Annotated in this window: 14 protein-coding genes; 6 read left to right on the top strand and 8 right to left on the bottom strand. The window is 46.2% G+C overall.

Going from position 1 to position 25,179, the window contains the following annotated elements; genetic code table 11:
* Positions 1-116: 116 nt before the first annotated feature.
* Positions 117-1,985 carry a tRNA uridine-5-carboxymethylaminomethyl(34) synthesis enzyme MnmG gene (gene mnmG, locus ICL07_RS14880; protein ID WP_188088679.1) on the bottom strand — a complete coding sequence of 623 codons (1,869 nt, stop codon included), beginning with the start codon at positions 1,983-1,985 and terminating at the stop codon, positions 117-119.
* 2,498 nt (positions 1,986-4,483) lie between these two features.
* On the bottom strand, positions 4,484-4,915 hold the full coding sequence (gene ybeY, locus ICL07_RS14875; protein WP_188088678.1) for an rRNA maturation RNase YbeY: 432 nt from the start codon (positions 4,913-4,915) through the stop codon (positions 4,484-4,486).
* A 164-nt stretch (positions 4,916-5,079) separates the two neighbouring features.
* Here ybeY and ICL07_RS14870 point away from each other — a divergent pair, with 164 nt between their 5' ends.
* Both ICL07_RS14870 and ICL07_RS14865 read left to right on the top strand, forming a co-directional pair.
* A complete protein-coding gene (locus tag ICL07_RS14870; RefSeq protein WP_078669684.1) occupies positions 5,080-5,316 on the top strand; it encodes a FeoA family protein in 237 nt (78 codons plus the stop codon).
* A gap of 343 nt (positions 5,317-5,659) precedes the next feature.
* Complete coding sequence (locus ICL07_RS14865; RefSeq protein WP_188088677.1) at positions 5,660-5,986, top strand: hypothetical protein; 327 nt, start codon at positions 5,660-5,662, stop codon at positions 5,984-5,986.
* 1,246 nt (positions 5,987-7,232) lie between these two features.
* Here ICL07_RS14865 and nadA read toward each other — a convergent pair.
* The gene (gene nadA / locus ICL07_RS14860; protein ID WP_188088676.1) at positions 7,233-8,240 is read right to left on the bottom strand and encodes a quinolinate synthase NadA; all 1,008 of its coding nucleotides are present in this window, start codon (positions 8,238-8,240) and stop codon (positions 7,233-7,235) included.
* Positions 8,241-9,005: 765 nt separating this feature from the next.
* Between nadA and ICL07_RS14855 the strand changes: the two genes are divergently transcribed.
* Together ICL07_RS14855 and ICL07_RS14850 are read left to right on the top strand one after the other, a co-directional pair.
* Positions 9,006-11,102, top strand: coding sequence for a peptidylprolyl isomerase (locus tag ICL07_RS14855; protein ID WP_188088675.1), 2,097 nt, complete (start codon positions 9,006-9,008; stop codon positions 11,100-11,102).
* A 104-nt stretch (positions 11,103-11,206) separates the two neighbouring features.
* The gene (locus tag ICL07_RS14850) at positions 11,207-11,713 is read left to right on the top strand and encodes a DUF2480 family protein (RefSeq protein WP_188088674.1); all 507 of its coding nucleotides are present in this window, start codon (positions 11,207-11,209) and stop codon (positions 11,711-11,713) included.
* On the opposite strand, the gene corA is transcribed toward ICL07_RS14850, so the two are convergent.
* Both corA and ICL07_RS14840 read right to left on the bottom strand, forming a co-directional pair.
* The gene (corA, locus tag ICL07_RS14845; RefSeq protein WP_343071032.1) at positions 11,710-12,825 is read right to left on the bottom strand and encodes a magnesium/cobalt transporter CorA; all 1,116 of its coding nucleotides are present in this window, start codon (positions 12,823-12,825) and stop codon (positions 11,710-11,712) included. The two genes, ICL07_RS14850 and corA, sit on opposite strands and share 4 nt — an antisense overlap.
* 241 nt (positions 12,826-13,066) lie before the next feature.
* Positions 13,067-14,326, bottom strand: coding sequence for a DUF3472 domain-containing protein (locus tag ICL07_RS14840; protein ID WP_188088672.1), 1,260 nt, complete (start codon positions 14,324-14,326; stop codon positions 13,067-13,069).
* 287 nt (positions 14,327-14,613) lie between these two features.
* Here ICL07_RS14840 and ICL07_RS14835 point away from each other — a divergent pair, with 287 nt between their 5' ends.
* Positions 14,614-15,168 carry a type 1 glutamine amidotransferase domain-containing protein gene (locus ICL07_RS14835; protein WP_188088671.1) on the top strand — a complete coding sequence of 185 codons (555 nt, stop codon included), beginning with the start codon at positions 14,614-14,616 and terminating at the stop codon, positions 15,166-15,168.
* A 39-nt stretch (positions 15,169-15,207) separates the two neighbouring features.
* Here ICL07_RS14835 and ICL07_RS14830 read toward each other — a convergent pair whose 3' ends face one another.
* On the bottom strand, positions 15,208-15,573 hold the full coding sequence (locus ICL07_RS14830; RefSeq protein WP_188088670.1) for a septal ring lytic transglycosylase RlpA family protein: 366 nt from the start codon (positions 15,571-15,573) through the stop codon (positions 15,208-15,210).
* Between the two features lie 119 nt (positions 15,574-15,692).
* Here ICL07_RS14830 and ICL07_RS14825 point away from each other — a divergent pair, with 119 nt between their 5' ends.
* Positions 15,693-17,429: a thiamine pyrophosphate-dependent enzyme gene (locus tag ICL07_RS14825; RefSeq protein ID WP_188088669.1), complete on the top strand. Its 1,737-nt coding sequence runs from the start codon at positions 15,693-15,695 to the stop codon at positions 17,427-17,429.
* Between the two features lie 42 nt (positions 17,430-17,471).
* On the opposite strand, the gene tamL is transcribed toward ICL07_RS14825, so the two are convergent.
* The gene (gene tamL / locus ICL07_RS14820) at positions 17,472-19,931 is read right to left on the bottom strand and encodes a translocation and assembly module lipoprotein TamL (RefSeq protein ID WP_188088668.1); all 2,460 of its coding nucleotides are present in this window, start codon (positions 19,929-19,931) and stop codon (positions 17,472-17,474) included.
* A complete protein-coding gene (locus ICL07_RS32705) occupies positions 19,931-24,997 on the bottom strand; it encodes a translocation/assembly module TamB domain-containing protein (protein ID WP_188088667.1) in 5,067 nt (1,688 codons plus the stop codon). Before ICL07_RS32705 ends, tamL begins: the two co-directional genes overlap by 1 nt.
* Positions 24,998-25,179: the final 182 nt, after the last annotated feature.

Below are 25,179 nucleotides of genomic sequence, written 5' to 3'. Positions count from 1 at the left end.
AAAATTTTTTCTGCCATATGGCGCATATTTTTGAACCTGCTTTCTAAAATAAGGAAGCCTGAAAATAGAAAAGGGAGTATCTCCCCGATACTCCCTTTCTATTTTTCATTTGATTTTTATCGTCCCATATATACCATGAGGATTTGTACATCGCTCGGATTTACGCCGCTGATCCTGCTGGCTTGTCCTAAAGTATGCGGACGTATCTTGGTAAACTTCTGTTTTGCTTCGGCCGACAGGGATACCAGTTTTGTGTAATCAAAGTTCTCCGGGATAATGAGGTCTTCGAGTTGACTCATCTTCTTCACCAGTTCATTTTCTTTTTCGATATACACATCGTATTTAATCTGGATCTCTGCTTGTTCCAGTGCTTCCCTGCCGAATCCGGAAAGCGCCTGTTCTATTTTAGGAACTGCATTTTTCATGGAGAAGATATCCAGGTTAGGACGCAGTAATATCTGGTGAGCCCTTTGTTTTTGGGTAAGGGCGGCAGATGATTTTGATTCCAGCAGGGCACCGATTTCTTCCGGTTCAACCGACAGTTCTTTCAGGATGGTTTTAATTTGTTCCACCTGTTCTTTTTTCTGCTGCACTTTAGCCATGCGGTCTTCTTTTGCGAGGCCCAATTTGTAGCTTTTTTCTGTCAGGCGCAGATCAGCATTATCCTGTCTGAGCAGGGTCCGGAATTCAGCTCTGGAGGTAAACATCCGGTAAGGTTCTTCCGTGCCTTTGTTGATGAGGTCATCAATGAGTACTCCGATATAGGCTTCGCTTCTTTTCAGAATAAACGGATCCTGCTCGGTGGCTTTCAGATGAGCATTGATGCCGGCCATTAATCCCTGGCAGGCAGCCTCTTCGTAACCGGTTGTTCCATTGATCTGACCGGCAAAGAAAAGGTTCTGTACCTGTTTGGTCTCCAGTGAAAACTGCAATTGTGTAGGCGGGAAAAAGTCATATTCAATGGCATATCCCGGGCGGAACATCCGGCAATTTTCAAATCCGGGTACCAGTCGGAGTGCTTTCATTTGCACCTCTTCCGGCAGTGAGGTAGAGAATCCGTTCACATATATTTCCACGGTGTCCCAGCCTTCAGGTTCAACGAACAGCTGGTGTCTTTCCCTTTCTGCGAAGCGGTTAATCTTATCCTCAATGCTGGGGCAATAACGGGGACCTGTTCCCTGTATACGTCCCTGGAACATCGGAGATCTGTCAAACCCGGTACGCAGCATTTCGTGTACTGCTTCACTGGTATAAGTGATCCAGCAACTTCTTTGTTGAGCTGGTTTTATTTTTTCAACGTCCAGGAAGGAGAAGCCAACAATGTCTTCATCACCCAGTTGCTCTTCCATTTTGGAATAGTCCAGGCTTCTGCCGTCGATACGGGGAGGTGTCCCTGTTTTCAGCCGGTCGCTTTCAAAACCGAGGGAAACCAGTTGTTCAGTAATGCCGGTCGCAGCTTTTTCCGCTACGCGGCCACCACCAAACTGTTTATCTCCGATGTGGATGACACCGTTGAGGAAGGTACCGTTTGTCAGTACCACCGCCTTCGCTTTAATTTCATGTCCCAGTCCGGTTACTACCCCGTAACAGCGACCGTCTTTCACCAGGAGGCCTTTTACCATATCCTGGTAGAAATCCACGTTGGGAGTTTTCTCCAATGCTTCCCGCCATTTTGCGGCAAAGAGCATGCGGTCGTTTTGAGTACGAGGGCTCCACATAGCCGGACCTTTAGAACGGTTCAACATCCGGAACTGAATCATGGATTGATCCGTTACGATCCCGGAATATCCTCCGAGCGCATCTATTTCTCGTACTATTTGTCCTTTGGCAATTCCCCCCATAGCAGGGTTGCAACTCATCTGAGCGATGGTTTGCATGTTCATGGTCACCAGTAAAACTTTGGAGCCCATATTGGCAGCAGCTGCGGCAGCTTCACACCCCGCATGGCCAGCGCCTACCACAATAATATCGTATGATGGAAACATAAATAAATTAAGAAAGTGCAAAATTACGGAGAAGACGGCACATTGTGGCGATAAACTGAAATGTTCCACGTGGAACATTTACATAAAATCCTGGAAAGGTTTCGCAGTTAGGTATCCAGATGTTGCATAGTTGAAGCACTTATTGGATACCAGGTTGAGATTGTACGCTACGAGGTTATTGGCTACTTCCCCGTTGAATTTGCTCTTTATATCCGGCGTATGATCGGTGTACCAATGCATCAGTATCAATACTCCTGAATTGGATTTAACTATTCCCGAAAACGCTTCCTTATTACCGGGTTCACCTCAGAGGATTCCCTCATTTCTCACTAACCCACCTTCAAATTAACCGTTTACAACCATGACGAGATTTGAGGTAACAGTAACACGAGATGAATTTATCCTGCGATGGGATGAGACATACAAAGTAATTATAGGATACTGCTTATCTCCCCTATCCCTACACCCAAAAAAAGAGCAGTAATATCGACCACCCTGTTTCCTGGAAAAATAGATTCGGACAGAAAGTATAAATCAACCTATATCACCACCTTCTTTTCCTTACATGGGTATTTATACCGATCACTCACCCTGCCAGGTACTCATCCCCAAAAATGTACGTGCGTTCTTGAAAGGAAGATATGAAGGAATGGATACCAACATTTCAACACTGCTATTTATGCTCTTTCAGTCTATTTTCTTTGACTGTGTCCTCCTGAAAATATACATCTGTTCCTGCAGCTCTCCCTATATTACACAGAGCACCCACTTGTAATTTATTCTTTCTGATGAAGAAACATTTATGACTTTTCCAGGCCTCTCTCCTCTTTAACAGACGGTTTACCTCATAAGGATCCAACCCATATGTTAAAGCCCCTAAATAAGCCTAATAAGGGCCTTTAACGGCGTTCTGCAGCTTCTATTACTGTATTGTCCCGGCAACCAGGTACAAGGACCTTATAAGTACTATGTGGACAGCATCTGGCAAAGGATCAATACTCCACCTTTTGGAACACAAAATAATCTCACACAGCGATTAAAAGGGTAGCATAAAACATTTCCAATTATCCGATATGGGGATTCATATTCCCCTTTGAACAGCATCCCCGAAATCCCATTATCTATCCAGCATAACAGAAACTGGTAGGTATCATCACATGTATGCAGGTTTAAAAAATGACACCTAAGGAAATACCACCATCTTTTTAGGTTTCAGTTTCAAACAACTTAGATTTTCTCAGGTACCCATCAAAATGCCGATCGTTTATCTCACCATATGCATTAAAAGGTACCTGGTAAGTATATCCGGTTCAAAACGAAAAAAGACAAAAAGCTCCACTCATAAAACCGGAATCAAATGAATCATTTTCCAAAGCGAAGGAAATTATTACATCTCGGGTTCCCGGAATTAAACGCGTATAAAAAATGAAGTCCCCTTCATTCACCAGGTGATAAAAGAAGTGGCTCCAACCATGTAATGCAACGTGCTGAAAAACCCGGATCAGCACCATATTTTTTCCACGGGAAGAAATACTATCCTGAAAGTTCCCCCATTCAGGTATCACCAATTCAACAGACAAAAAGTTCAACCTCAAAGCCGGGTCCCTTCCAAAAATTAAACTGCACCAGAGAAAGACCTCTTCCGCTGTTAAAGATCCATACAATCTTACATCATCCTGAAGCAGGCTTTCGCTTTACCCGGAAAACTATTTTATTTCAAAGTTTGACCGTATCCTGAATAAAGGAAGCCCGGTACCTTCACCTGGATGTGCAGCAAATCGTTTTTCTTTTCTCCGGGCTCCCCTTACCAAAAGAGACGACTGTTCATTCAGGATTAATTTATTGCGGGAAGGTGATTTCTGTCAAACAGCTGGACTTCGTAATGAGCCCGGGTCAATCCAATTAAAAAAGAGCCCGGAAATTACCTGGTATGTAATAACAGACATACTTCCTTACGGCCCCAATGTTTCAGGGAACAAATACACGAAGAAATTATTCCCCGATACATTTAGCCCCATTGTAAACGAGTATGGTTAGAGCAGGAAGGTGGTTTAGTGGCCGGTAATATATCTAACGCCGATCCCGGTGTTAGATATATTACCAGGTGCCATAGTACTGGAGCATTTGGTTACTCATGATTCCACATTGTTTACGCATCCTGCGTAAACCGTACCTACTGCCACTACCTTCGGCCGGAAAATAATGCGCCCAAGCCCGCCAAAAGCGGCGTTCAAAACGAATGATGAACACAAGTGAAAACAAGCCTGAAATGAAGGAGATATATCCAGGCGTTAGGGCGAGTGCCAGAGGCCGATGGCTTTTCAGGGACGCCTTTACTATCAGGAGGATTTCCAGCCCCAATAGGCCTCATTTGTTATGATTCCTAACCGGGCTTTACCGTTAGCATTCGCCTTGAGGCTATTCCCAAAAAAAAGAATGTTCCACGTGGAACATTCCTAATTTCATTTTTTTTCAAAATGTTCCACGTGGAACATCTGTTATTCCAACGCACCAAAATATTTAATAAGGTACTCATCTTCTTTTTCATGCATGCGCGCGTTTTCTGCTTTACTCTTGTCTTTAAATCCACATAAGTGCAAAGCGCCATGGAAAATCACCCTGTGCAGCTCCTGGTTTAGCGAAACGTGGAATTTCTCCGCATTCTCCTTTACCCTATCCACGCTAATGTAAATTTCCCCTTCTGTAACATCAGGATCTTCTCCCATTTCAAAAGTAACAATGTCTGTATAGGTATCGTGCTGCAAAAACTGCTTATTGATCTCCAACAAATAGGCATCTGAACAAAAAACATAATGCAGGTCTTTTAACCCCTGCCCTTCACCGGCAAACAAATCCTTTAAAAAGATTTTTAATTTTCTCTTTTCCTTTAAGTCCACTTTTACTTCGTGCGCTGTAAACTGAATTGCCATGTTTGTTTTTGAATTAAAAAAGTGATGTAAAAGTAAAGTGAAATTTTGGATTGGGTGCCTGATTCTTTTTGCATATTCGGTACACCGGGGTACCTTTGCCCTGTCATTCATGGTGGAACTATCCCCGTTGCCAAACTAAAGTTTAAACAGATTAATACGTAGGTATGAAAAAAGGCATAATGAAATTATCTTCCCTGGCAACAGGCAAAAGCGCAGTAATCATAGAATTTGAAAAAGATGATCTACATATTAAGTTAATGGAAATGGGCTGCGTACCAGGTGAAACCGTTAAGATTGAAAAAATTGCTCCCCTGGGCGATCCAATTTCAATCATGGTAGCAGGCTACAATCTGTCCCTCAGAAAAACAGAAGCTGATCATATTTGGGTAGAGGAAATATAGTTTCCTCTACTTTTCTCCACTTATCCTCCCTTAAGTTTATCCTCCCAGTTCAATACTTATCCTCTCCACTTTCTTAAAAAAGAAAAAGATTTTCCAAAAAACAGCCCTTTTTTCCACAAATTTCTCTCTTCCGAACTGAAATTTCTCTATATACTACTTTCCCACATTTTTGCACTCCAAAACCAAGAAAAAAATTTTTTTTAGTGTTTTTTACAAAAAATGACTCCAGCCGCGTGATTTTTCGATTGAAAATCACCAGTTCTCCACATTTTTAGATCAAAAACAAAAAAAATTTGAGAAAATTGGAGGTTTTTCCACAAATAGCGTCTCGAAAAACCTTTTTTTGAAAAAAATAGCCCACTTTCTCCACATTTTTTGGGATTTCCATCTGAAATTTTTAGAAAATATCTGCCTTCAGAAAAAAATGAGGAATAAAACCCACCTTTTCCACATTTCTCTCATTAAAATCAAAAAAAATTTTTTGAAAAAAGGGGCTTTTCCACATTTTAACGGAAAATCTGGGGGGAAAATGAAAGAAAAAATGATTTTTTCGGCTTTGCTTCCTTTCAAATCAGCCACAAGCAAAAAACTTTCAAAGTTCGTTGATTTTCTTCCATCAAAGCATTTTGAAAAATCTTCCCAGTGCCCTCAGGTACGCACGATTTCCTGAAGTCCGCCATTACCCCATGAAATAAAATTTCATCCCATTCTCAAAGCTATCACCAGCGCGTAATCCTTTTCCTTCTACACCAATTGATCAATCGCCCAAAAAATATGCGATTCTCAGCGCACTGGCAATGCGCTGAGAATCTCGTTAAATGCACTACACAGATGCATAATGCCCACCGCAAAAAATATCCTATTCTCAGCGCCTTCACAAAGCCATGAGAATCCCGTCTTTATCCGAAACCTAAACTTATTCCCTATTGACCAGAAACAAACGATTCTCAGCGCATTGATAACGCTCTCAGAATTGAGTATAATTTCCCCTTATCTGATAACATTTAATTAGCCCGGCTATATGTGATTCTCAGCGCACTCATAATCCGTTGAGAATTGAATGAAATTTCTCCAATCCATTAAATTCAGTTGGCAAAAAAAATATGCGATTCTCAGCGCTCTTGGAGAGCGCTGAGAATCGCATATTTTTTTTAACTACGGGGATACCACAATACTGGATTCATTCTCAGCGCACAGACAATGCGCTGAGAATAAAACAAAAAGTCAATTACTGGGGTACCCCTTGGTTTTCAATAAATATTCAATTCTCAGAGCACTCATAAAATTGCCCGTAGTCCACACCCATAAAGCCGGCCTGCCCTCAAAAAGAAACTTCCACACCTGGATATCATCCCACATCATGCGGGGCATATGGCCCTCTAATGCAGAAACATGATTTTATCTACAAAAAAAGAAAGCACTGACAATCGCACGGAAACAGTAAACGTGGGGTTATGCCGGATCATAATTTTCTATGCGATTCTCAGTGTATTCAAAAAATAACGGCTAACAGCGCGATAAGAGGAAATTCTGCCAGGGAGTAAAGTGAAAAAACAAATAGAGGTCTCTCAGCAGACTAACAGTGCGTTGAGAATCGCATAAAATTTTTTTTTTCGGGTATACCCAATGTTCGAAAAAAAAATTAATTCTCACGGCCTTCAATTCAGGGTTTTGAGCAGTTATTCACAATTCAAAAACAGTAATTAAGATTCCAGCGGCCCGTAAACAAGGGAAATAGTGGGGAAAACATCGGTTATCGCATTCTCAGCGCCTTGCTAACCGCCTGAGAATTAAACAGTTCGATTAAAAACAGGAAAGCCCCGGGGTTATATCAACCTCGGGGCTTTCAGCATTCTTTTAAAAGATGCTTAAGTAAAAAATTAAATTTGAATAATATTGAAAATCAGAAAGTTAAATCAAAGTCCAGCTTGTTTGCTGATCTCCAGCATTCGTTCTATTGGCTTTTTAGCGGCGATTCTCAGACTTTCTTCCATCGTAATTTCCGGTTGTTCGTATTCCATACACAGATACAGCTTTTCCAGCGTATTCAATTTCATGTGTGGACAATCGTTACAAGCACATGCATTATTGGGCGGCGCCGGAATAAAAGTTTTACCCGGATTTTCTTTCTGCATCTGATGAAGAATACCGGTTTCGGTTACCACGATATATTCCTGGGCGTCGTCTTTTTTGCTGAAGTTCAGTAAACCGGTTGTGGAACCGATATAGTCAGCCACTGCCAACACCGCCGGTTCGCATTCCGGGTGCGCAATAATTTTTGCTTTCGGATGCTGGGTTTTCAGTTTGGTAATTTTTTCCAGCGAAAAAATTTCATGTACCATGCAGGCACCATTCCACAGCACCATATCCCGACCGGTCTTTTTGATCAGATAGGATCCGAGGTTACGGTCCGGTGCAAAAATGATAGGCTGATCTTTCGGAACACTTTCAATAATTTTTTCAGCATTGGAAGAAGTACAGATGATATCACTCAGTGCTTTGATACCAGCGGAACAATTGATGTAGGAGATCACGATATGGTCCGGGTACTTATCACGGAATTTTTTAAAGAGTTCCGGCGGGGCACTGTCGGCCAGGGAACATCCCGCTTTGAGATCGGGTAACAGCACTTTTTTCTGAGGGCTTAGAATTTTTGCCGTTTCGGCCATAAAGTGAACACCGGCAAAAACAATGATATCGGCATCCGTTTTGGCAGCTTGTTGACTGAGTCCCAAACTGTCTCCGATATAATCGGCGACATCCTGGATATCAGGCTCCTGGTAATAGTGCGCCAGTACGATCGCATTTTTTTCTTTTTTCAGATTTTCGATCGCTGCAAATAAATCCAGGGCCGGGTCAACCGGTATATCCAAAAATCCGTTATGCTGCAAATTTTTTTTCGCGACAGCGATTTCAGTAATCATAACTATATATCTATTTATTTATTTAAAAAGAAAAGCCCACTACTATTAGGGCTGTGAATATGTGGAAATTAATTTTCCGGCACCTGTACAAATGTAGTTGTTATTCCTTTTTCCTACGCTTTCCACATCTAATTAACACCCTCTTTCCGCGTCGTTACTGGATTTTACCTATTTCATCCACATACGTGGATATCGTTGTTGGTGAAAATCTTTTTCACCTGGGGGATATTGGGAAAATGTTAAAAGAACGCTTTTACTATCCACAATTCACATTCGCTTTTTCTGAGGTAAACTTTTGGGACAAAAACAAAATTAGTTTTACCGGTGTATAAGGGCACCTTTTCCCACCTTATTTTCAGTTTTACAGGTGGTTTTACACACCAATTGTGGAAAAAAACCGGACGGACGACAAAAACCACCGGAATGAGCTGTTGTTGAAAATAGACCTGTTTTATTCACATTTTCCTGTGGATTGTGAAAAAGAGCTTTTACACAATTGTGTATAAACCATTAGGTGCCTTTATCCCGCAGTTTTACGAAAATACCCGTTCCTGCTGGCATTTTAAACACTAAAACATTGAAAAAAAGAAACTTGGAAAAAGGGGACACCTGTGGAAAACCTGTGAATGATAAGCAGTCCACAAAAGTGTTAGAACACCCTCAAATCCTTTACAGTATTGGGTTTGAAGGGAAAAAATACTCTTTTGCAGTTACAGTTTATTTATTCTATTTTTGCTTTCCTTAAAAATGTAGACTATATAATATATGTCAGTAATTCAGAAAATCAGGGACAAATATGCCGTCGTGATCGTTGTAGTGATTTGCCTGGCTATTGTTAGTTTCCTGTTGCAGGATGCCTTTTTTGGCAAAAGTTCTCTCGCCCGTCGTAACACTACTGTGGGTAAAGTAAACGGTGAAGAGCTGGATCTCGGAGAATACCAGCGCCGTATTCAGGATGCCGAAGCAGGCGCACGCCAGCAGATGCCCAATGGTAATATTGACGAACAAACCCGTCAATATATCCGTGAGCAGGTTTGGAACCAGTTTCTGAATGAACAGATTATGCAGGCCCAATACGCTAAACTGGGTATTGCCGTAACTGAAGCGGAAGTGGTAGACCAGATTAAAGGTAAAAACCCCAATCCGATGGTAGTACAACAGTTTACCAACAAGGATGGCCAGTTTGACCGCGTGGCATTGCAGCAAACCATCGCACAGGCGCCTCAGAACCCGCAGATTCGCGCTGCCCTGAGCCAAATGGAGACCTATATCGCCAAATCACAGGAACAACTGAAATATGTTACGCTGATTAAACAAGGTGTATATTATCCTAAATGGTTGGCTGCCCAACAGCAGGAAGATAACAGCAAAACGGCTACTATCTCTTATGTGAGCGTTCCTTATGCTTCTATCGCTGACTCCACTATTAAAGTAACTGATGCTGAACTGAACCGTTTCATTCAGGACCATAAACAACTCTTTAAAGTAGAAGAATCCCGTAAAGTAGAATATGTGTCTTTTGATGCTGTTCCTTCTGCCCAGGACTCTTCCGCTGCTATCCAGCAGATTCTCGCGCTGAAAGCGGAACTGGATACCACTCATGACATTGCCGGTTTCATCAACCGCAATTCAGAGATTAAGTATTATGACGGTTACGTTTCCAAAAACGCAGCACAGGTTCCGCAGAAAGATTCTATCGTAAATCTGCCGGTAGGTGCTGTATACGGCCCTTACTATGATAATAACCTGATTGTGTATGCGAAAATGGTTGACCGTAAAAGCATGCCCGACAGCGTGAAAGTACGCCACATCCTGATCGCCTCCGGTCCTCAGGGTGGTTTACCGGATTCCGTTGCCAAAAAACGTGCTGACAGCATCGCTGTTGCCGTAAAAGGTGGCGCCGACTTTAAAGCACTGGTTACTCAGTTCTCTGATGATCCGGGCAGCAAACAGAACGGCGGTGAATACGATATCACTCCTTCTACCCAGTTTGTACCTGAATTTAAAGATTTCGCTTTCGAAGGCACAAAAGGCCAGGTGAAAGTGGTAAAAACCCAGTTCGGTTACCATGTAATGGAAATCATGGACCAGAAAAACATTGGTCCTGCTATTAAAGTGGCTTACCTGGGTAAATCTGTAGATGCCAGCAAAGAAACCAATAACAGCGCTTACGGTGCAGCCAGCGATTTTGCAGGTAAAAGCCGCTCTGCTGCCACTTTCGAAAAGAACGTTCAACAAGGTAAACTGAATAAAAGAATCGCTGACAACCTCCGTCCGATGGATTTTGTTATCCCTGGTATCGGACAGTCACGCGAACTGGTTCGTTGGGCTTACGAAGCTAAAAAAGGCGATGTAAGCACTGTGTTTACTTTTGATGATAAATATGTAGTGGCTGTACTGACCAGCATCCGCCAGGAAGGTACCGCTCCCCTGGATGACGTAAGACCTCAGGTGGAAGCAGAAGTGAAAAAACATAAAAAAGCTGAACAGATCATCGCTAAGCTGCAAACTCCGGCCAGCCTGGATGCTGCTGCTAAATCCACCAATCAGCCGGTGCTGAAAGCGGAAGCAGTAAACTTTGCTTCTCCGTTTATCGCTTCTCTGGGCTTTGAGCCTCGCGTAGCCGGTGCAGCTTTCAACAAAAGCTGGGGCACTGCTAAAGTATCCACTCCTATTGAAGGTAACGCTGCAGTATATGTAATTAAAGCTGACAGCTATGAGCCTGTTGCTCAACCGGCACAGGACCTGGCTACCCAGCAGGCTGCTTATGAACAAGGTATCAAATCCCTGCTCGATCAACAGCTGTTTGAAATACTGAAGAAGAAAAGCAATATCAAGGATACCCGCGGTAAATTTTTCTAGTAGACAGATACATTTTTAACTGACATAAGAAAAAGGGAAGCCATCTGCTTCCCTTTTTTCATGCCCATATCTTCGTAAATTTGTAAGGTTAAAAACAGACAGATATGGATGAAATCGTTAATAAAGTAGCGCAGAGTGGCTTGGAAACCATCGACCTGGAACAATTCTATCCCAAAGGAGATACTGTTATTTTTGATATGAAGGATTACCTCTTTATGGGAATGATCCTGAAAGAGAAAGATTTCCGTGCTGCTATGCAATCGCTTGACTGGGAACAGTTTCGTGGAAAAAATGTAGGCCTGGTATGTACCGCAGATGCCGTTGTTCCATTATGGGCATATATGCTGGTGATGACCAACCTGGAACCCGTTGCGGCCTATGCCGCTTTCGGAGACGCAGAATTTATATATAAAACGCTGTACCTGAAGAATTTATCCACGCTTGATGTGGCTGCTTTCGCAGATAAACGTATTGTGATCAAAGGATGTGGCGACAAACGCGTTGGCGAAGTGGCTTATGCCGAAATTACCCGGCTGTTGCGCCCGGTAGCCAAAAGTATCATGTATGGAGAACCCTGCTCTTCCGTACCGGTTTATAAGAAAAAGGTTTAGAACCAGCCCCGCTTCCGGAAAATAAGAATCATCACAACCAGGAGCAGTCCCATGCCGCCGAGGGTATAAAAATATCCATTGCGCGATTCCAGCTCCGGCATATTATGGAAGTTCATACCGTAAATACCGGCGATTAAAGTCAACGGGGTCAGCAAGGTGGTTACCACGGCAAGTACTTTCATGATCTCATTCAGCTTGAGATTCAGCTGCGTATGGTACATCTCCTGTACGTTGAGGATCATATCCCGGTAGTTGTCTGCCAGATCATTACATTGAATGATGTGGTCATACACGTCTTTGTAGTATTTGTACACGGTATCTTCCAGCAGATCGCTTTCACTTTTGAGGTAGCCGTTGACCAGCTCACGCACCGGAGCGATGGCCCTTTTGAAAAGAAATACCTGTCGCCGGAGGAAGTTGATCCGTGCTAAAGTCCGGGTACTGGGCTCATGTTGCACAATGTCTTCCATCAGCTCAATTCTTTCTCCCAGTTTATCCAACACGGTGAAATAACTATCCACAATGACATCGAGCAAGGCGTAACAAAGGAAGTCCATGGTGCCGTTGCGGATACGGGAACCGGCAATTTTCAGTTTATCCCGGACAGGGTCAAATACATCGCGGGTGGGATCTTCCTGGAAGGAAATCACGAAATTTTTTCCCAGCACAATGCTCACCTGTTCCTGGTCTATAGTAGAACTCTCACTGCTGAAATACATCATAGGTAACAGACAAAACAGCCGTTCTCCGATATCATCCATCTTTGCCCGTTGCCCTACACTCAGAATATCTTCCTCAATCAACGGGTGTATCATATAGTGCTCACAAATGGCATGTACCTCTTCTTTTCTGATGCCATCCACATTAATCCAGGTGTAAGTGGGTTTATCACGATATGCAAACACCTCTTCCAGCGATACCATGGTAGCTTCCGTACAGCCGTTACCGCTATAATCAAAAACTGTGATTTTACTGGTTTCTGACGGCTTCCGCAAAGCCACGCTGGTAGATGGATTGAAGTTCATGATACGCTGGCGCTTCACTTTAAACGGGTTAAGCGCGTCCAGTGCATCCAGCACATCAGGAATGGGAATAGGCAGTCTCTTTTTCACAGATTTAAACATAAAAACGGTGTCTGCAAACGATGATTTTTCAAACCGAATTTAAATTAAAATCCGGTAAGGAGGCGGAAAGTAAATTTGTCCCTTAAGTCCCATGGGGTAAGTAGGAAGAATGAACGCAAAAAAGGGCCGCAAAAATTTTTGCGGCCCTGGTATGGTGGAAGTCCTTTTACTGCGTCAGCAGGTAACTATAGCACCTGTACGGTGCGGTTACCAGACAGGTAAACAGCTGCTAAAAGCGAGGCAGCGTTATTTCCGGATGTTTGCCACCGGCCGGCCGTTCAAAAATATCACCATATTTGGCATTGGCGGGAGTAAAACCACTGGTCCACAGGTAAAACCAGCCATTTTCCGAGCCGCCGCCGAAATCCAGCCGGTCTTTGGCTTTAGCAGTGGCATCGTTGGTGAATTTGGCTTTGGTAAGCTCTATCCATTCGCCGGTATCGGTTTTGATCCAGTGATTGCCATAGTATCCTTTTCTGCCCAGGTGGCCGTTTTCAAAAGAGAAATTCTCCAGGAAAGAATACAGGTGTCCCATGTATTTACCATCTTTCGGTGCACGAAAACTGGCTATCAGCTTCCATTCCTGGTGCTCGGGTACGTAGAAGTAAGCGGTATAGGTGGTAGTAGTGCCCACGGGAACGCTGTGCATTAAAAAGCGGTAGGTCTCCCCTGGTTTCCAGTTATAAATCCAATGGCTATGGCCGCCGGTACCTTCTCCGCCGAAACCGCTGGCATACACGCTGTCGCCTTTGGCCAGCAGTACTACCTGGTCTTCATACTTTACTTTATCGCGTTTGTCAGGCTCCCCACCGGCATCCCATACGGAGAAAATAATTCTTCTTTCGGTAGGGGAATTTACCTGCATACCGAAATAACCACGGTGAAAGCCACAAGACATAAAGTAGGTACCTGTTTTATCTTCCCCGGCAGGAACTTTTATTTCGCCATAGAACCATTCTGCATTTTTTCCTTCCGGCACAGGATAGTTGAGATGCACAGAAGCGGACCGGCGCCATGATTTGGGATTAAACTGAATATCCTTGGTGGCAGCACCTTCCAGGGCAATGCCTTTTACATCGGCGTATACCCTGCCCGATTTTTCCAGGCCTTTTAATGAGATGGAATAGAACCCTGTTTTTTTGATGTTGGTTTCCAGCACCGGAATACTGGTGAAATCATTATTATTAGGAATGCTAACTGTTTTAGTGGCGCCATTTAAACTGACCTGTATTTTGCTGCCGGCGTCTGATTTAGCCTGCAAAGTGATTTTCAGCTTACCGGTAGTGGCGGCGTGGAAATAGAAGTTGACCGTGTTTTCATTGCCGGTCCAGTTAACTACTCCATTACGGCTGCTGATATCTACATTTTTTTCTTCGGGATCTGCATAGGCGGTAAACCCGGGCAGCACCACTGGAGATGATTGCGCGGATGTTTGTTGTGTAGCCAGCAAACCTGCCAACAACGCGCAGAAAAGGATATTTTTTTTCATTGTTCTGGAATTAAGTGTCAGCAAATAAAACAGTCCAATTCCCCAAATGCAACACGAGGCATCAAAATATTACACTGGAATGAGATTCCCGTCTTCTACGGTGTGGGAAAAAATATATACAACGTCTATACGGCCGCTGGCGCGGGGATTCCGCCACAGGTGGCAGGTATCGGCAACGGAACTTTTTTTGTGCCGTTAGCAGCAGTACAAGATATGGAATTTAGCTGTGCCTGCCAGGGACGGCGAACAAAAAATTATCCGGTTTAATCACGAAAAAACAATGATTTATGGGAACTCAATTGCAAAACAAAAAGGTCGCAATACTGGTGGCTAACGGGTTTGAAGAGGTAGAGATGACTGCACCACTGGAAGCGTTAAAAGAAGCTGGTGCGAAGGTGGATATCATTTCTCCCGAAAAAGGAAAAGTAAGGGCATGGGCAGAAAAAGAATGGGGGAAAGACTATCCGGTAGACAAATCACTGAGCGACGCCAACGCCCAGGACTATGATGCACTGGTACTGCCAGGCGGAGTATTAAATCCCGATCAGCTGCGTATTAATCAGCAGGCAGTGACTTTTGTAGGTGGATTCTTTGAGGATGGTAAACCGATTGCCGCTATTTGCCATGGTCCGTGGACATTAATAGAAACCGGCGAAATAAAGGGCCGCAGGGTCACCTCCTATCCTTCCCTGAAAACGGACCTGGAAAATGCCGGCGCCATCTGGACGGATGAAGAAGTAGTGACCGATAATGGATTGGTTACCAGTCGTACGCCAAAAGATCTACCTGCATTTTGTAAGAAAATGGTAGAAGAAATTGCAGAGGGGGCGCATGTTGTCTGAAGACAGACAGAAGGTGAAGGGCGATCGCCTTTCACCTTCTTATTTTTTTGGCTTTTTGTATTTGATTTCTACCGTAGCCACGCCGGTATTGATCATACCCAGCCGGGATGCTGCTTTTTTGGAGAGATCGATGATCCTGCCATTAACAAAAGGTCCCCGGTCGTTGATGCGCACTTTTACGGAGCGGCCGTTGGCGGTGTTGATGACTTTCACCCTGGTACCAAAAGGAAGCGTGCGGTGAGCCGCCGTAAGATGGCGTTGCCGGAATGTTTCTCCGTTGGCAGTACGTTTTCCGTCGAAGGAGTCCGCATAGTAGGACGCTTTCCCGTTTTGGGTAACCTTGCGGCTACACGCAGTAGTACTGATGATCAGCATTATGCCGACGAGTAATCCTGAAAGTCTCATAAATAGGCCGCAGTTTAGTCGCATAAATATAACAATATTTCCTGATGGGTATTTATTAAACAATGTGTCAACAAGGTTGTTTTTAGAAAACACATCCTGCAAAAAATAAAAACATATTTATGGGAAAATCAGTTGCCGACCAATTAGTGGAAATGCTGGCTGATGCCGGCATTAAACGTATTTACGCTGTTACAGGAGATAGTTTGAATCATCTGAATGATGCTGTGCGAAGGGACGGCCGTATTCAGTGGGTGCATGTACGTCATGAAGAAGTAGGCGCCTATGCTGCAGGGGCGGAAGCACAGCTGGAGGGGCTGGCTTGTTGCGCCGGTAGTAGTGGCCCCGGGCATGTACACCTGATAAATGGTTTGTACGATGCGCATCGTTCAGGCGCTCCCGTTATTGCTATTGCCTCTACCTGCGCCACCAATGAATTTGGCAGCGATTATTTCCAGGAAACCAATACCATCAAGTTATTTGCAGACTGCAGTTACTATAATCAGATTGCTACAACGCCGGCGCAGGCCCCGCGGATGTTGCAGGCCGCATTGCAGCATGCCGTGCATAAAAAAGGCGTTGCTGTATTCGGGCTTCCGGGCGATGTGGCCGCTGCCGATGCGGAGAACATTCCTACCGCCCTGAAGTTGTACCGGCCTGCATCTGTGCTGCGGCCAACAGAAACGGAATTGCAGCAGTTGGCGTCCATATTACAGGGGGCAGATAAAGTGACCATCTACTGTGGATTGGGGGCTACCACAGCGCATGATGAAGTAGTGACGCTGGCTACCCTGTTGAAAGCGCCGGTAGGTTATTCTTTCCGTGCAAAAATGGGCATTGAATACGATAACCCACAGGAAGTAGGCATGACCGGGCTACTGGGACTGGCATCGGCTTATAAAAGCATGTTTGAAGCAGATGTCGTTCTGCTGTTGGGAACAGACTTTCCGTATACGCCTTTCATACCTGATAAAGCGAGGATTATACAGATAGATAACCAACCGGAGCGACTGGGACGCCGTGCATCGCTGGAAATGGGACTTTGCGGGGATATGGCTCCTACCCTTCAGGCGTTGTTACCTATGATACAGGATAAGAAAGACCGGAAGTTCCTGGACACTATGCTGGAATTTCATGAAGAAGTAAAGCAGAAACTAAATACGTATGTGGATGACCGTGGTAAAGAGGAGGCCATCAGCCCGGAATATGTAGCCACCGTGATCAGCCGTTTGGCTGCATCCGACGCGATTTTTACGGTAGATACCGGCATGACCAACGTATGGACTGCCCGGTATATTGCTGCTACCGGTCAACGCAGCCTGTTAGGATCATTTAATCACGGGTCGATGGCCAATGCTATGCCACAGGCAATCGGGGCGGCACTGTGCCAGCCGGGCCGTGAAGTATACGCCCTCTGCGGCGATGGTGGTCTTACCATGCTCCTGGGCGATTTAATGACCATCCGGCAATACAACCTGCCGGTAAAAGTGATTGTTTTTAACAACCGCTCGCTGGGAATGGTGAAGCTGGAAATGGAAGTAGCGGGCTTGCCCGACTGGCAAACGGATATGATAAATCCCGATTTTGCGGCGGTAGCCACGGCCATGGGCTTTACTGCGTTTACAGTCCGCAGCCCCGATGAAGTGGAGTCTACTCTTACCAGGGCACAACAAACCTCCGGACCGGTGTTGGTGAACATATTTACGAATCCGGCATCTCTGGCGATGCCGCCCAAAATAGAATTTGAACAAATGAAAGGCTATGCGTTGTGGATGGGGAAACTGATATTAGGCGGTAGATTTGACGATGTGCTGGAGGCCGTGAAATCAAATTATAAGCATATCAAAGATGTACTATAACGATAACGCCTGCACGGAATTTAAACCGTGCAGGCGTTATTGTTAGAACGGATAACCAATAGCGATATTAAGAATGAGGTTTTTCTTTCGCCAGTCGGGATCGCCGAATCTCATTTCCTTAAACACCCATCGTTCCTGCCCCGCCGGATACGGTACGCGGAAAGGGGTGGCGAGGTCAAAGCGTACTACTACGATAGAGGCATCTATACGCAGACCGATGCCGCCGCCGACTGCTATTTGTTTAGCGAAGGAATCGAATTTGAACTGGCTGCCCGGTTTATCCGGCACTTCCTTTTGCAGCCATACGTTGCCGGCATCTACAAACGCCGCAAAATTAAATACGCTGGCGATGTGTAACCGTACTTCCGTGTTAAATTCCAGTTTGATATCACCGGCTTCGTTGGCTAACAATGCTGCGGTATCCTGTGCTTTATTGTAGTAGGAGCCCGGACCGAGGGTACGTGCCCTGAATGCACGGATACTGCTGCTACCACCGGTGAAAAACTGTTTAACAAACGGCAATGTGGTAGAGTTGCCATAAGGGAGTCCGTAGCCAATAAAGAGGCGGTTGACCCACTGTTTTCCCTTACCAATGCTCCAGTAGTGGCGGCCTTCCAGGGAAAGACGTTCATATTGGGCGAACGGATTTTTCAGGATGTTTTTGGTGGAATCACTTTTTGGAATGATAAGTCCCGCGATATTACCGGAAACGTCCAGGTTACCACTCAGGTAGAAGCTGTGTATGCGGTTAGCCGTTTGGTTATTGAAGGTGATGGTATAGTTACCACCCAGTATAAACTGTTTTTCGATAGATGCCCGCTGACTGGGATCATTCGCCAGGATGCTGTCGTATGCCGCGGTTGTTTTGGTAGGCAATACGTAAGTAACGGCAATGGGTGCAAAAGCATGATTCAGGTAAGCGGTTTTTTGCCACAGATATTGCAACTGTAACGTATATGCGTTGAGGTTGTACAGGGCCGCCCGGCTGTACAATTCATAGCTGGCACTCATACGTGTACGGGGTACATAAGGAGTGCGGATATTAAGCCGGAAGGGAGTCATAAAGCGGGGGAAGGTAACGGCTACTTCCGCGCCCACGCTGTAGGAGTTGGACCCTCCGCCGGTATTGTTACCGGTTTGCCATTCCATACCGCCGTGGAGCCCTATTTCCAGGGCTGTGGCAGCGTGCAGCCAGTTGCGGTTTTTTGCTGTGATCCGGGCTTCTGAACCAATAAATCCGTTTGATTTGGAAGTACCTCTCAGCTCCGTTTGCAGGGAGCGTCGTTTGTAAGGGGTGAGGTAGAATTTGGCATCGAGCCAGCCGCTGTCCAGCGACACCCGGTTATTGACCATAGCGCGATAAGTACCTGCCAGCGATGTATCACGGCGGTAGTTACTATTGGCAATGGCTGCACGTTGAACAAAACGGGGTGAGGATGTATCGCGGGCTGTGGCCGGTGCATTGGGACTACCACCAATAATATTATGCCGGGAAGTGTCTCTTACCGGCCGGAAAGTTCCTTTTACAAACTTAAACACCCCCAGGTTGATCAGGCGTTGCAGCGTGATGTTATGGGAACTTAAGCGGTAAAGGCTATCAGGGCGGAGAAACACCGACCGTTCAAATACAATAGGTTTAAAGCGTTTGGAGGAATCAACGATATACATACCATGGTAATATACCGGTGTGCCCGTAGTAGACTGTGCTTCGTTGTCCAGCGAGTAATCGGGGAACAGGCTGACATCATGCATCCGGTAAGGGCGCAGCGCTACCAGCGGGGTATTATCCTTGATTTTCACGAAAAGATCTACGGTGCCGTTGTTGGTCGTATCGGCCTGTACCAGCAGGTAGTCGGGCGTAAAGTAATAGTAGCCCAATTCTTTCAGATAAGCGTGTATCCGTTCCCGTTCAGCCTTGATAGAATCGAGGGAATAGGGTTTACCTACTATGAGCGAGCTCTCATTGTATGTTTGGGTAACGGTGCGGCCGATAGCGCTGCTGTCTGTCAGGTAAGTGACGCTTTTGATAGTGTATCGATGATGCGGCGTTGCTTCATAGTGAATGGATGCTTTTTTGCTGCCGGAATTTTTGACGGCGGAAGACATCTCTGCCTGGAAATAACCATGATCAACCAGGTAGCCTTCCAGCACTTTGCTGGTATAGTCTGGCTTGGCCTGGCTCAGCAGCACCGGCGGTTCTCCCCATTTTTTACGGAGAAGATAGTTGAGACCTTTCCCTTTGGGTTCATGCCCCATGTTATAGAGCCATAATTTAATGGGCATGCCGAGAAATTTCCGGTTGGTATTAGGCCGTATTTTTTTCTCCATGCCTTCGCTTAGTGTGCTGTAATCTTTCGGCTGTTTTCCTTTCCACGTTACCTTGCTGCCGGTATACAGGCGGTCGCCTTCGGGCACGGTACGGGTAGTGCTGCAGGAGCTGATAGCCAGGAATCCCAGGCATAATATGATACAACAGATGATATAGCTATTTCCCTTCTGCATTACTTGTTATTGTTTGATGCTTCCCTTGCCTTTTTTTCAGCTTTCTCCTGGCGCAGGCGTTCTTTTGTTGCTGCTGATTTGGAACGCTGGAATATTTCCTTGAAATCGTCGTAGTCCATTACCAGCATAAAGGCCACTCCGGTTTCGGTGAACTGGCCCTGTATAACGGTTTGGTTATCATTACGCTGGTATACCCGTAACCGGTATCTGCCATCGCGGCTAAGTTTGTATTCGATGGAGATATCCCCTACCAGCGAGCTGGCGTTTTGGGTATTGCCGGTGAGCATGATATTGGAACCAACGGAAACGGTTAAACGATCATTGAATAATTTTTTGGAGGCGCCGATATTCAGGTTGGTCGTTTCCTGTGCGGAACCGGAAGAGTAATCTTCTTTGCTTTGCAGATCGAAGTTGAGGTCTACCCCTTTGATCAGGTTGCCGGCCAGGTTATTCAGTTGTTGAGAGAGGATCTTGCTCACACTGTTACGGGCTGCCTGACCCACAGCATTACCGCCGGCATCCAGCGTAGACATCGGATCGTCCGGGATAAATGTATTCAATACCAGGAGACCCATTACCTGTTTGTTGAGTTCGGAAGGTACCTGGTTAATTTGTTTGATACGGTTATACGGAGCGCCATTGAAGGCGTTTCTTTCCCTTTCCGGCATATCCAGCTGGAAGCTGATGTCCGGCTTCAGCAGACTGCCCTTGATGTTGAGATATACCTCAAATGGAATACGTTGTTTATAGGTATTCCGCTGTTCAGCGGTCATGCCGCCGAGCTGGTCCTGAACCAGGTCAATAGCCGGCGCGTTGACGGTGTATTTTGCCGTAATGTCCAGGTCAGCCGCCATGGCATCTCCATTGAAGGATATGAAGCTGCCTTTCTGGATATCGAAAGAACGTTTGATGAGCTGGTTGAGCGACATCTCATATTTACCTTCCGAAATTTCATAACGGCCGGTGATGCTCATTTTACTGCTGGGATCCAGGGTAGCATTCAGGTTGGCGGTACCTTTCGCTTGTACATAATCGCCATTGGCCTGATCGATGATGATTTTCAGCACTGACTCGGGCGTGATTTCCACGTTACCGGAGAAAAACATACCCTTGAGCCGGGGATTACTGTATTTAGCGCTATCCAGCCTGGCCAGCTTGGCGCTGTCAACCGGGTTATCGCGGTCAATAAATTCCACGATGCCCTCTCTGTCGGCCAGTCCGGGCTCTTCCTGTGGCAACATTACGGTTACGCTGGATTTATCCCGCAGTTTAACGGTGGCGTCTACACGCGGCAGATCCAGTGTACCGCGTACGGTAACCTTGCTGTCTATAAAAGCGGGACCGTAAATCCACTGCTCACTGTTTTGCTGTTTACCCAGCGCCATGAAGTTATCAGCAGTAATATTCAGGTTGAAGCCGTACTTGATAAAATCGTTGGTATTGATACGGCCATTTACCACCAGTTCGTTATTGAGACTGTCGGCCACCACGAGGTTATTGAGCAAAATACCTTTGTCGTCAATCACGATGTCTTCATCCGGCAGGTGAAGATTACTGCCGATGAAGCTGACGATACCGCCGGCATTGTTGAAATGCATATTGCCTTTCACATCAGGTTGACTGGCAGTACCGGAAATATCGAACTTGCCGGAAGCGCTGCCATACATATGCGTGAGGCTGCCCATGGTAAAAGGTTCCAGGGAGGCCATCTGAAGATTGGCAATGTTCACCTGCGCATTGATGGTGCTATCGTAGGTACCGGTTACGCTTACATCGTTGTTGTCGCCGCGGAGCGTGGCGTCCAGCTTGTAGGCGCCGGGGGTGTTATTATCTACAGTAGCGTTGAGCGTTCCGAGCGGTGATGTTTTTACCACGAGGCTATCCACCTTCAGTTGCGCATGTACCAGTGGCTGGGCGTTCCAGTTCCGCACGGTGGCGTCTGCATTGAGCAGGCCGTTGGCCAGCAACGTATCTGTAGCGAGCATACCGGTGATGGTGGCCAGCTGGAAGTTGTTTACCTGCGCCCTGAGTGCAGGGACACCGGAAGTATCTGCGAGGGTATTGATTTGTATAGACTGATCGCCGTAAGACAGTTTGATATTAGCTGTGTCCGGCGCACCATGTTTGATACGGAAGATATTGTTCTCTGCCACGTTCCAGGATTGTTTGTTCAGCAGCAGGTCTGGTTTGAGCACGAGTTGCATGACATTGTCCGGCAGGAACGTAAAGATGCCACCCAGCCGGTATTTGGGCCGCCGTTTGATATCGTCGAGCAGCAGGCCGAAATCTACCACACCGGTATTGGCATGGGCAGAAAATACCGTATGATAAAGCGGGAAAGACGGATGTCTCATGCCGGCGATAGACGCATTCATTTGCAGCGAAGTATCTACGATACGGGCATACAGCCGGAGGCTGTCCACCTGGATGGAATCGTAGTTGACTTTAGGCAGATTGGCTTTTACGAACAGGAGGCTGCTATCGCTGTTGAGGCGACCGGCGATGTCTACGGGTACTTCCATGCGGATACCTGGTATCAATGGTTCCAGGTTATGCGGTATCTGTAAGGCCGCTGCAAACTCCAGGTACTGGCCTGGCGGAACGATAACGATCCGGCCGGAGTCCGCAGGCATCAGCGGTTTGTAGATAATCTCACTAAAGGCGCTGCTGATTTTCGTGTAGTCCATACGACCCTGGGCGGTGAGGGGGCCGAAGGGGCTTTTCATCACCAGATATTGCTGATCGGTGTAATGGGCGGCCAGCGAAATGGTATCCAAAGGTACTACCTGGTCTTTGGTAGTGATCTGCCATTTGGAGAGAAGCGCACTGCCTTCCAGCCGCTGGGGTTCCAGACTGCTGAAATCGGCGTTCAGGTTGCCTTTGAGGCTCATTGGTTCGGTATACCAGTGGGTAGCAAACAGGTCGGCCTGTTCTATCTCCACATCCGCCTTCAGTGATTGCAGGGCGGTATCACTGAGGTGGCCACTGATGGCGAAACGGGTATTCAGGCTGGTATCGCCGGTTTCTCCGTTGGCTTCAAAAGCGCCTTTGCTGATATTGGCATTCAGGTTAATATCCTGATAAGTATAGTGTTTATAGGTGGCTTCCTGTAGCGTGATGGCTGCTTGTGCGGCCATTTGTTTCAACGTATAGCCCTGTCCGGTAGCTTTCAGATTACCGCTCATCCATCCGTAGGTGGTATCATAGAGCATAATGCCGGGGTGTACCCGGAAAGACGGCACGTTGATATTGTAGGTGCCCCGGATGCTATCGGTGATGTTGCTGAGCTGAGCGTTGACAGTGGCATTGGCGTAGTCACTTTTCAGCTGCAGCTGTGCCAGCATATTTTTCATACCACCTTTGAAGAGGCCGGTGATCAGCATATTTTCCGGCAGCCTGGGAGTGTCCGGCAAAGTGCCGGACGGCAGCCAGGACCGCAGGGCCTTGTTACCGGACTGGATATATAGCTCTGGCAGATTCGCATTGAGCTTGTCTACATCCGTAACATGTTCTACCTGTGCATTGGCGGTTTTGATGAGATTACCGTTATGATCGTTCAGGTATAGCTGTTTGATATTCAGTAATCCGAGGTTTCCTTTTAATATAGCCGATAACGTTAGCTCCTTATTCCATAGCGGTGCAAAAGATTTGTTTTTGCGGGCATCGGGCACAAAAGGCAGCCACTCCGCCAGGGCAACCTGTACGGAGTCGAGATTGGCATCGATACCCATTTGGTCCATATGATCCGCGATACCGGACCAGGAAGGAACGGTAACGGCTATATGTTTACGGAACACGCTTTTATTTGTTTGAACGAAGAAGTTCCGCAGCTCGAGGCTTTTGGGTGTGAAGGTCACGTCCATATTGGCCTTCCGGAGTGTAAAGCCGGACCAGTCGCGGGCTGTGAGGCTTTTCAGACTGGCTTGTATGCTATCGGGTGAGTACCGGACGCCGGTAATTTTTGAGTTGACATTGGACAGGAACAGGTGGTTATAATCCGGATCGGGGCCGGCAGCTTTGGGCGCCGGGCTGCCATTATCATAACGCATAGCCAGCCTGTCCAGCGTAACTTGTGTGGCAAACACCTGCCAGGTGTTGGGCACCGTATCCGGTGGCGCCGGAGTGGTATCTTTTCCCGGCACCAGGGCTAAAATACCGGTGGTGTGGTGAATGGAGAGATCACCTACCTGGATGCGGGTAGAGTCCTGATCGAGGCCGCTGTTGCGCAATACCAGCTCTCCTATCTTCCAGCCGGTGGTGATGCCGATGCCATCGCTGCTGTAGAGGAAATTGCTCCGGTTGATACGAAGCTGTTTCAGTAACAGGTGCAAACCCGGACTGCTGGTATCTGCCGGCGGTGGCGGAGGTGCAGCGGTTTTATCGGGAGAAGGAATATATTGTTGTTTGAAAAATCCTTTCAGGCCGGCCAGTTCAATACCCCTGAAGGCGTATATCCCGTCTTCGGGGATCAGATCATCGGGGTTGGCATGCAGGGTATCCCAGGTAGCTACAGCATGCATACCGCCAAATTCGTCGTTAAAGCTCAGTTTAACATGCCGAAGGGAAACGTCTTTTATGCGGAATTGAAGCGTGGTGCCGGTAGCCGGAGCAATGGTATCTTTTTTCGGCGAAGGACTTACAAAGGCATCAATCGCAAACTGGAAGTTAAAAGTACTGTCATTCGGATGGCGGTAAACATTGACCAGCAGGGTATCCCACTCCAGTTTATCTATCTGTAATTCATTGTTGAGAAAAGCCAGCAGGTTGTAACGTACTTTCAGGGAGCCGGAATACAGGAGGGCTTCATGGGAGGTATCTGCCACAAAAACATTTCTCAGCTCCAGGTATTTCCACCCTCTTGCCCGGAGATAGCCTATCTGTACTTTTGTTTTCAGTTTTTTCTGGAGATATATTTCGCCTTGTTGACGAAGGTAGTTCTGTACACCGTCCAGCTGTAATAATAACACCGCCATCACGGGCAAAAGAAGCACCGCAACGACTATCCATAAAAGCCACCGCCACCAGGGGCGCCTTGGTCTTTCTATTGTTTCTGTTGGTTCTGTCACTATGATTGATTACTACTAGTAATTTACTGAATAAAAACGCATGAGCGTTCCAATGGTTTACTCAGGGGCAAAGATCACGTGTTCCGCCCGCTTTCCTGGCGGGAAGTACAAAATCCATACCCGCAGGTAATGGGGATAAACAGTACTGCAAGGATACACCAAAATACGGGAACGGACATACT

Origin of the sequence: Chitinophaga qingshengii, from assembly GCF_014529935.1 — a bacterium.
GTDB classification, from domain to species: Bacteria; Bacteroidota; Bacteroidia; order Chitinophagales; family Chitinophagaceae; genus Chitinophaga; species Chitinophaga qingshengii.
The sequence above is the reverse complement of the archived record's forward strand: the minus strand, read 5'-3'. Positions and strand labels throughout refer to the sequence as shown.

What these genes read in the sequence shown, in the direction of transcription:
- ICL07_RS14870 (WP_078669684.1), top strand. Translation starts at nt 5,080, where the DNA reads ATGAAAAAAGGCATAATGAAATTATCTTCCCTGGCAACAGGCAAAAGC.
- nadA (WP_188088676.1), bottom strand. Translation starts at nt 8,240, where the DNA reads ATGATTACTGAAATCGCTGTCGCGAAAAAAAATTTGCAGCATAACGGA.
- ICL07_RS14840 (WP_188088672.1), bottom strand. Translation starts at nt 14,326, where the DNA reads ATGAAAAAAAATATCCTTTTCTGCGCGTTGTTGGCAGGTTTGCTGGCT.
- ybeY (WP_188088678.1), bottom strand. Translation starts at nt 4,915, where the DNA reads ATGGCAATTCAGTTTACAGCGCACGAAGTAAAAGTGGACTTAAAGGAA.
- tamL (WP_188088668.1), bottom strand. Translation starts at nt 19,931, where the DNA reads ATGCAGAAGGGAAATAGCTATATCATCTGTTGTATCATATTATGCCTG.
- mnmG (WP_188088679.1), bottom strand. Translation starts at nt 1,985, where the DNA reads ATGTTTCCATCATACGATATTATTGTGGTAGGCGCTGGCCATGCGGGG.
- ICL07_RS14825 (WP_188088669.1), top strand. Translation starts at nt 15,693, where the DNA reads ATGGGAAAATCAGTTGCCGACCAATTAGTGGAAATGCTGGCTGATGCC.
- ICL07_RS14830 (WP_188088670.1), bottom strand. Translation starts at nt 15,573, where the DNA reads ATGAGACTTTCAGGATTACTCGTCGGCATAATGCTGATCATCAGTACT.
- ICL07_RS14855 (WP_188088675.1), top strand. Translation starts at nt 9,006, where the DNA reads ATGTCAGTAATTCAGAAAATCAGGGACAAATATGCCGTCGTGATCGTT.
- ICL07_RS14850 (WP_188088674.1), top strand. Translation starts at nt 11,207, where the DNA reads ATGGATGAAATCGTTAATAAAGTAGCGCAGAGTGGCTTGGAAACCATC.
- ICL07_RS14835 (WP_188088671.1), top strand. Translation starts at nt 14,614, where the DNA reads ATGGGAACTCAATTGCAAAACAAAAAGGTCGCAATACTGGTGGCTAAC.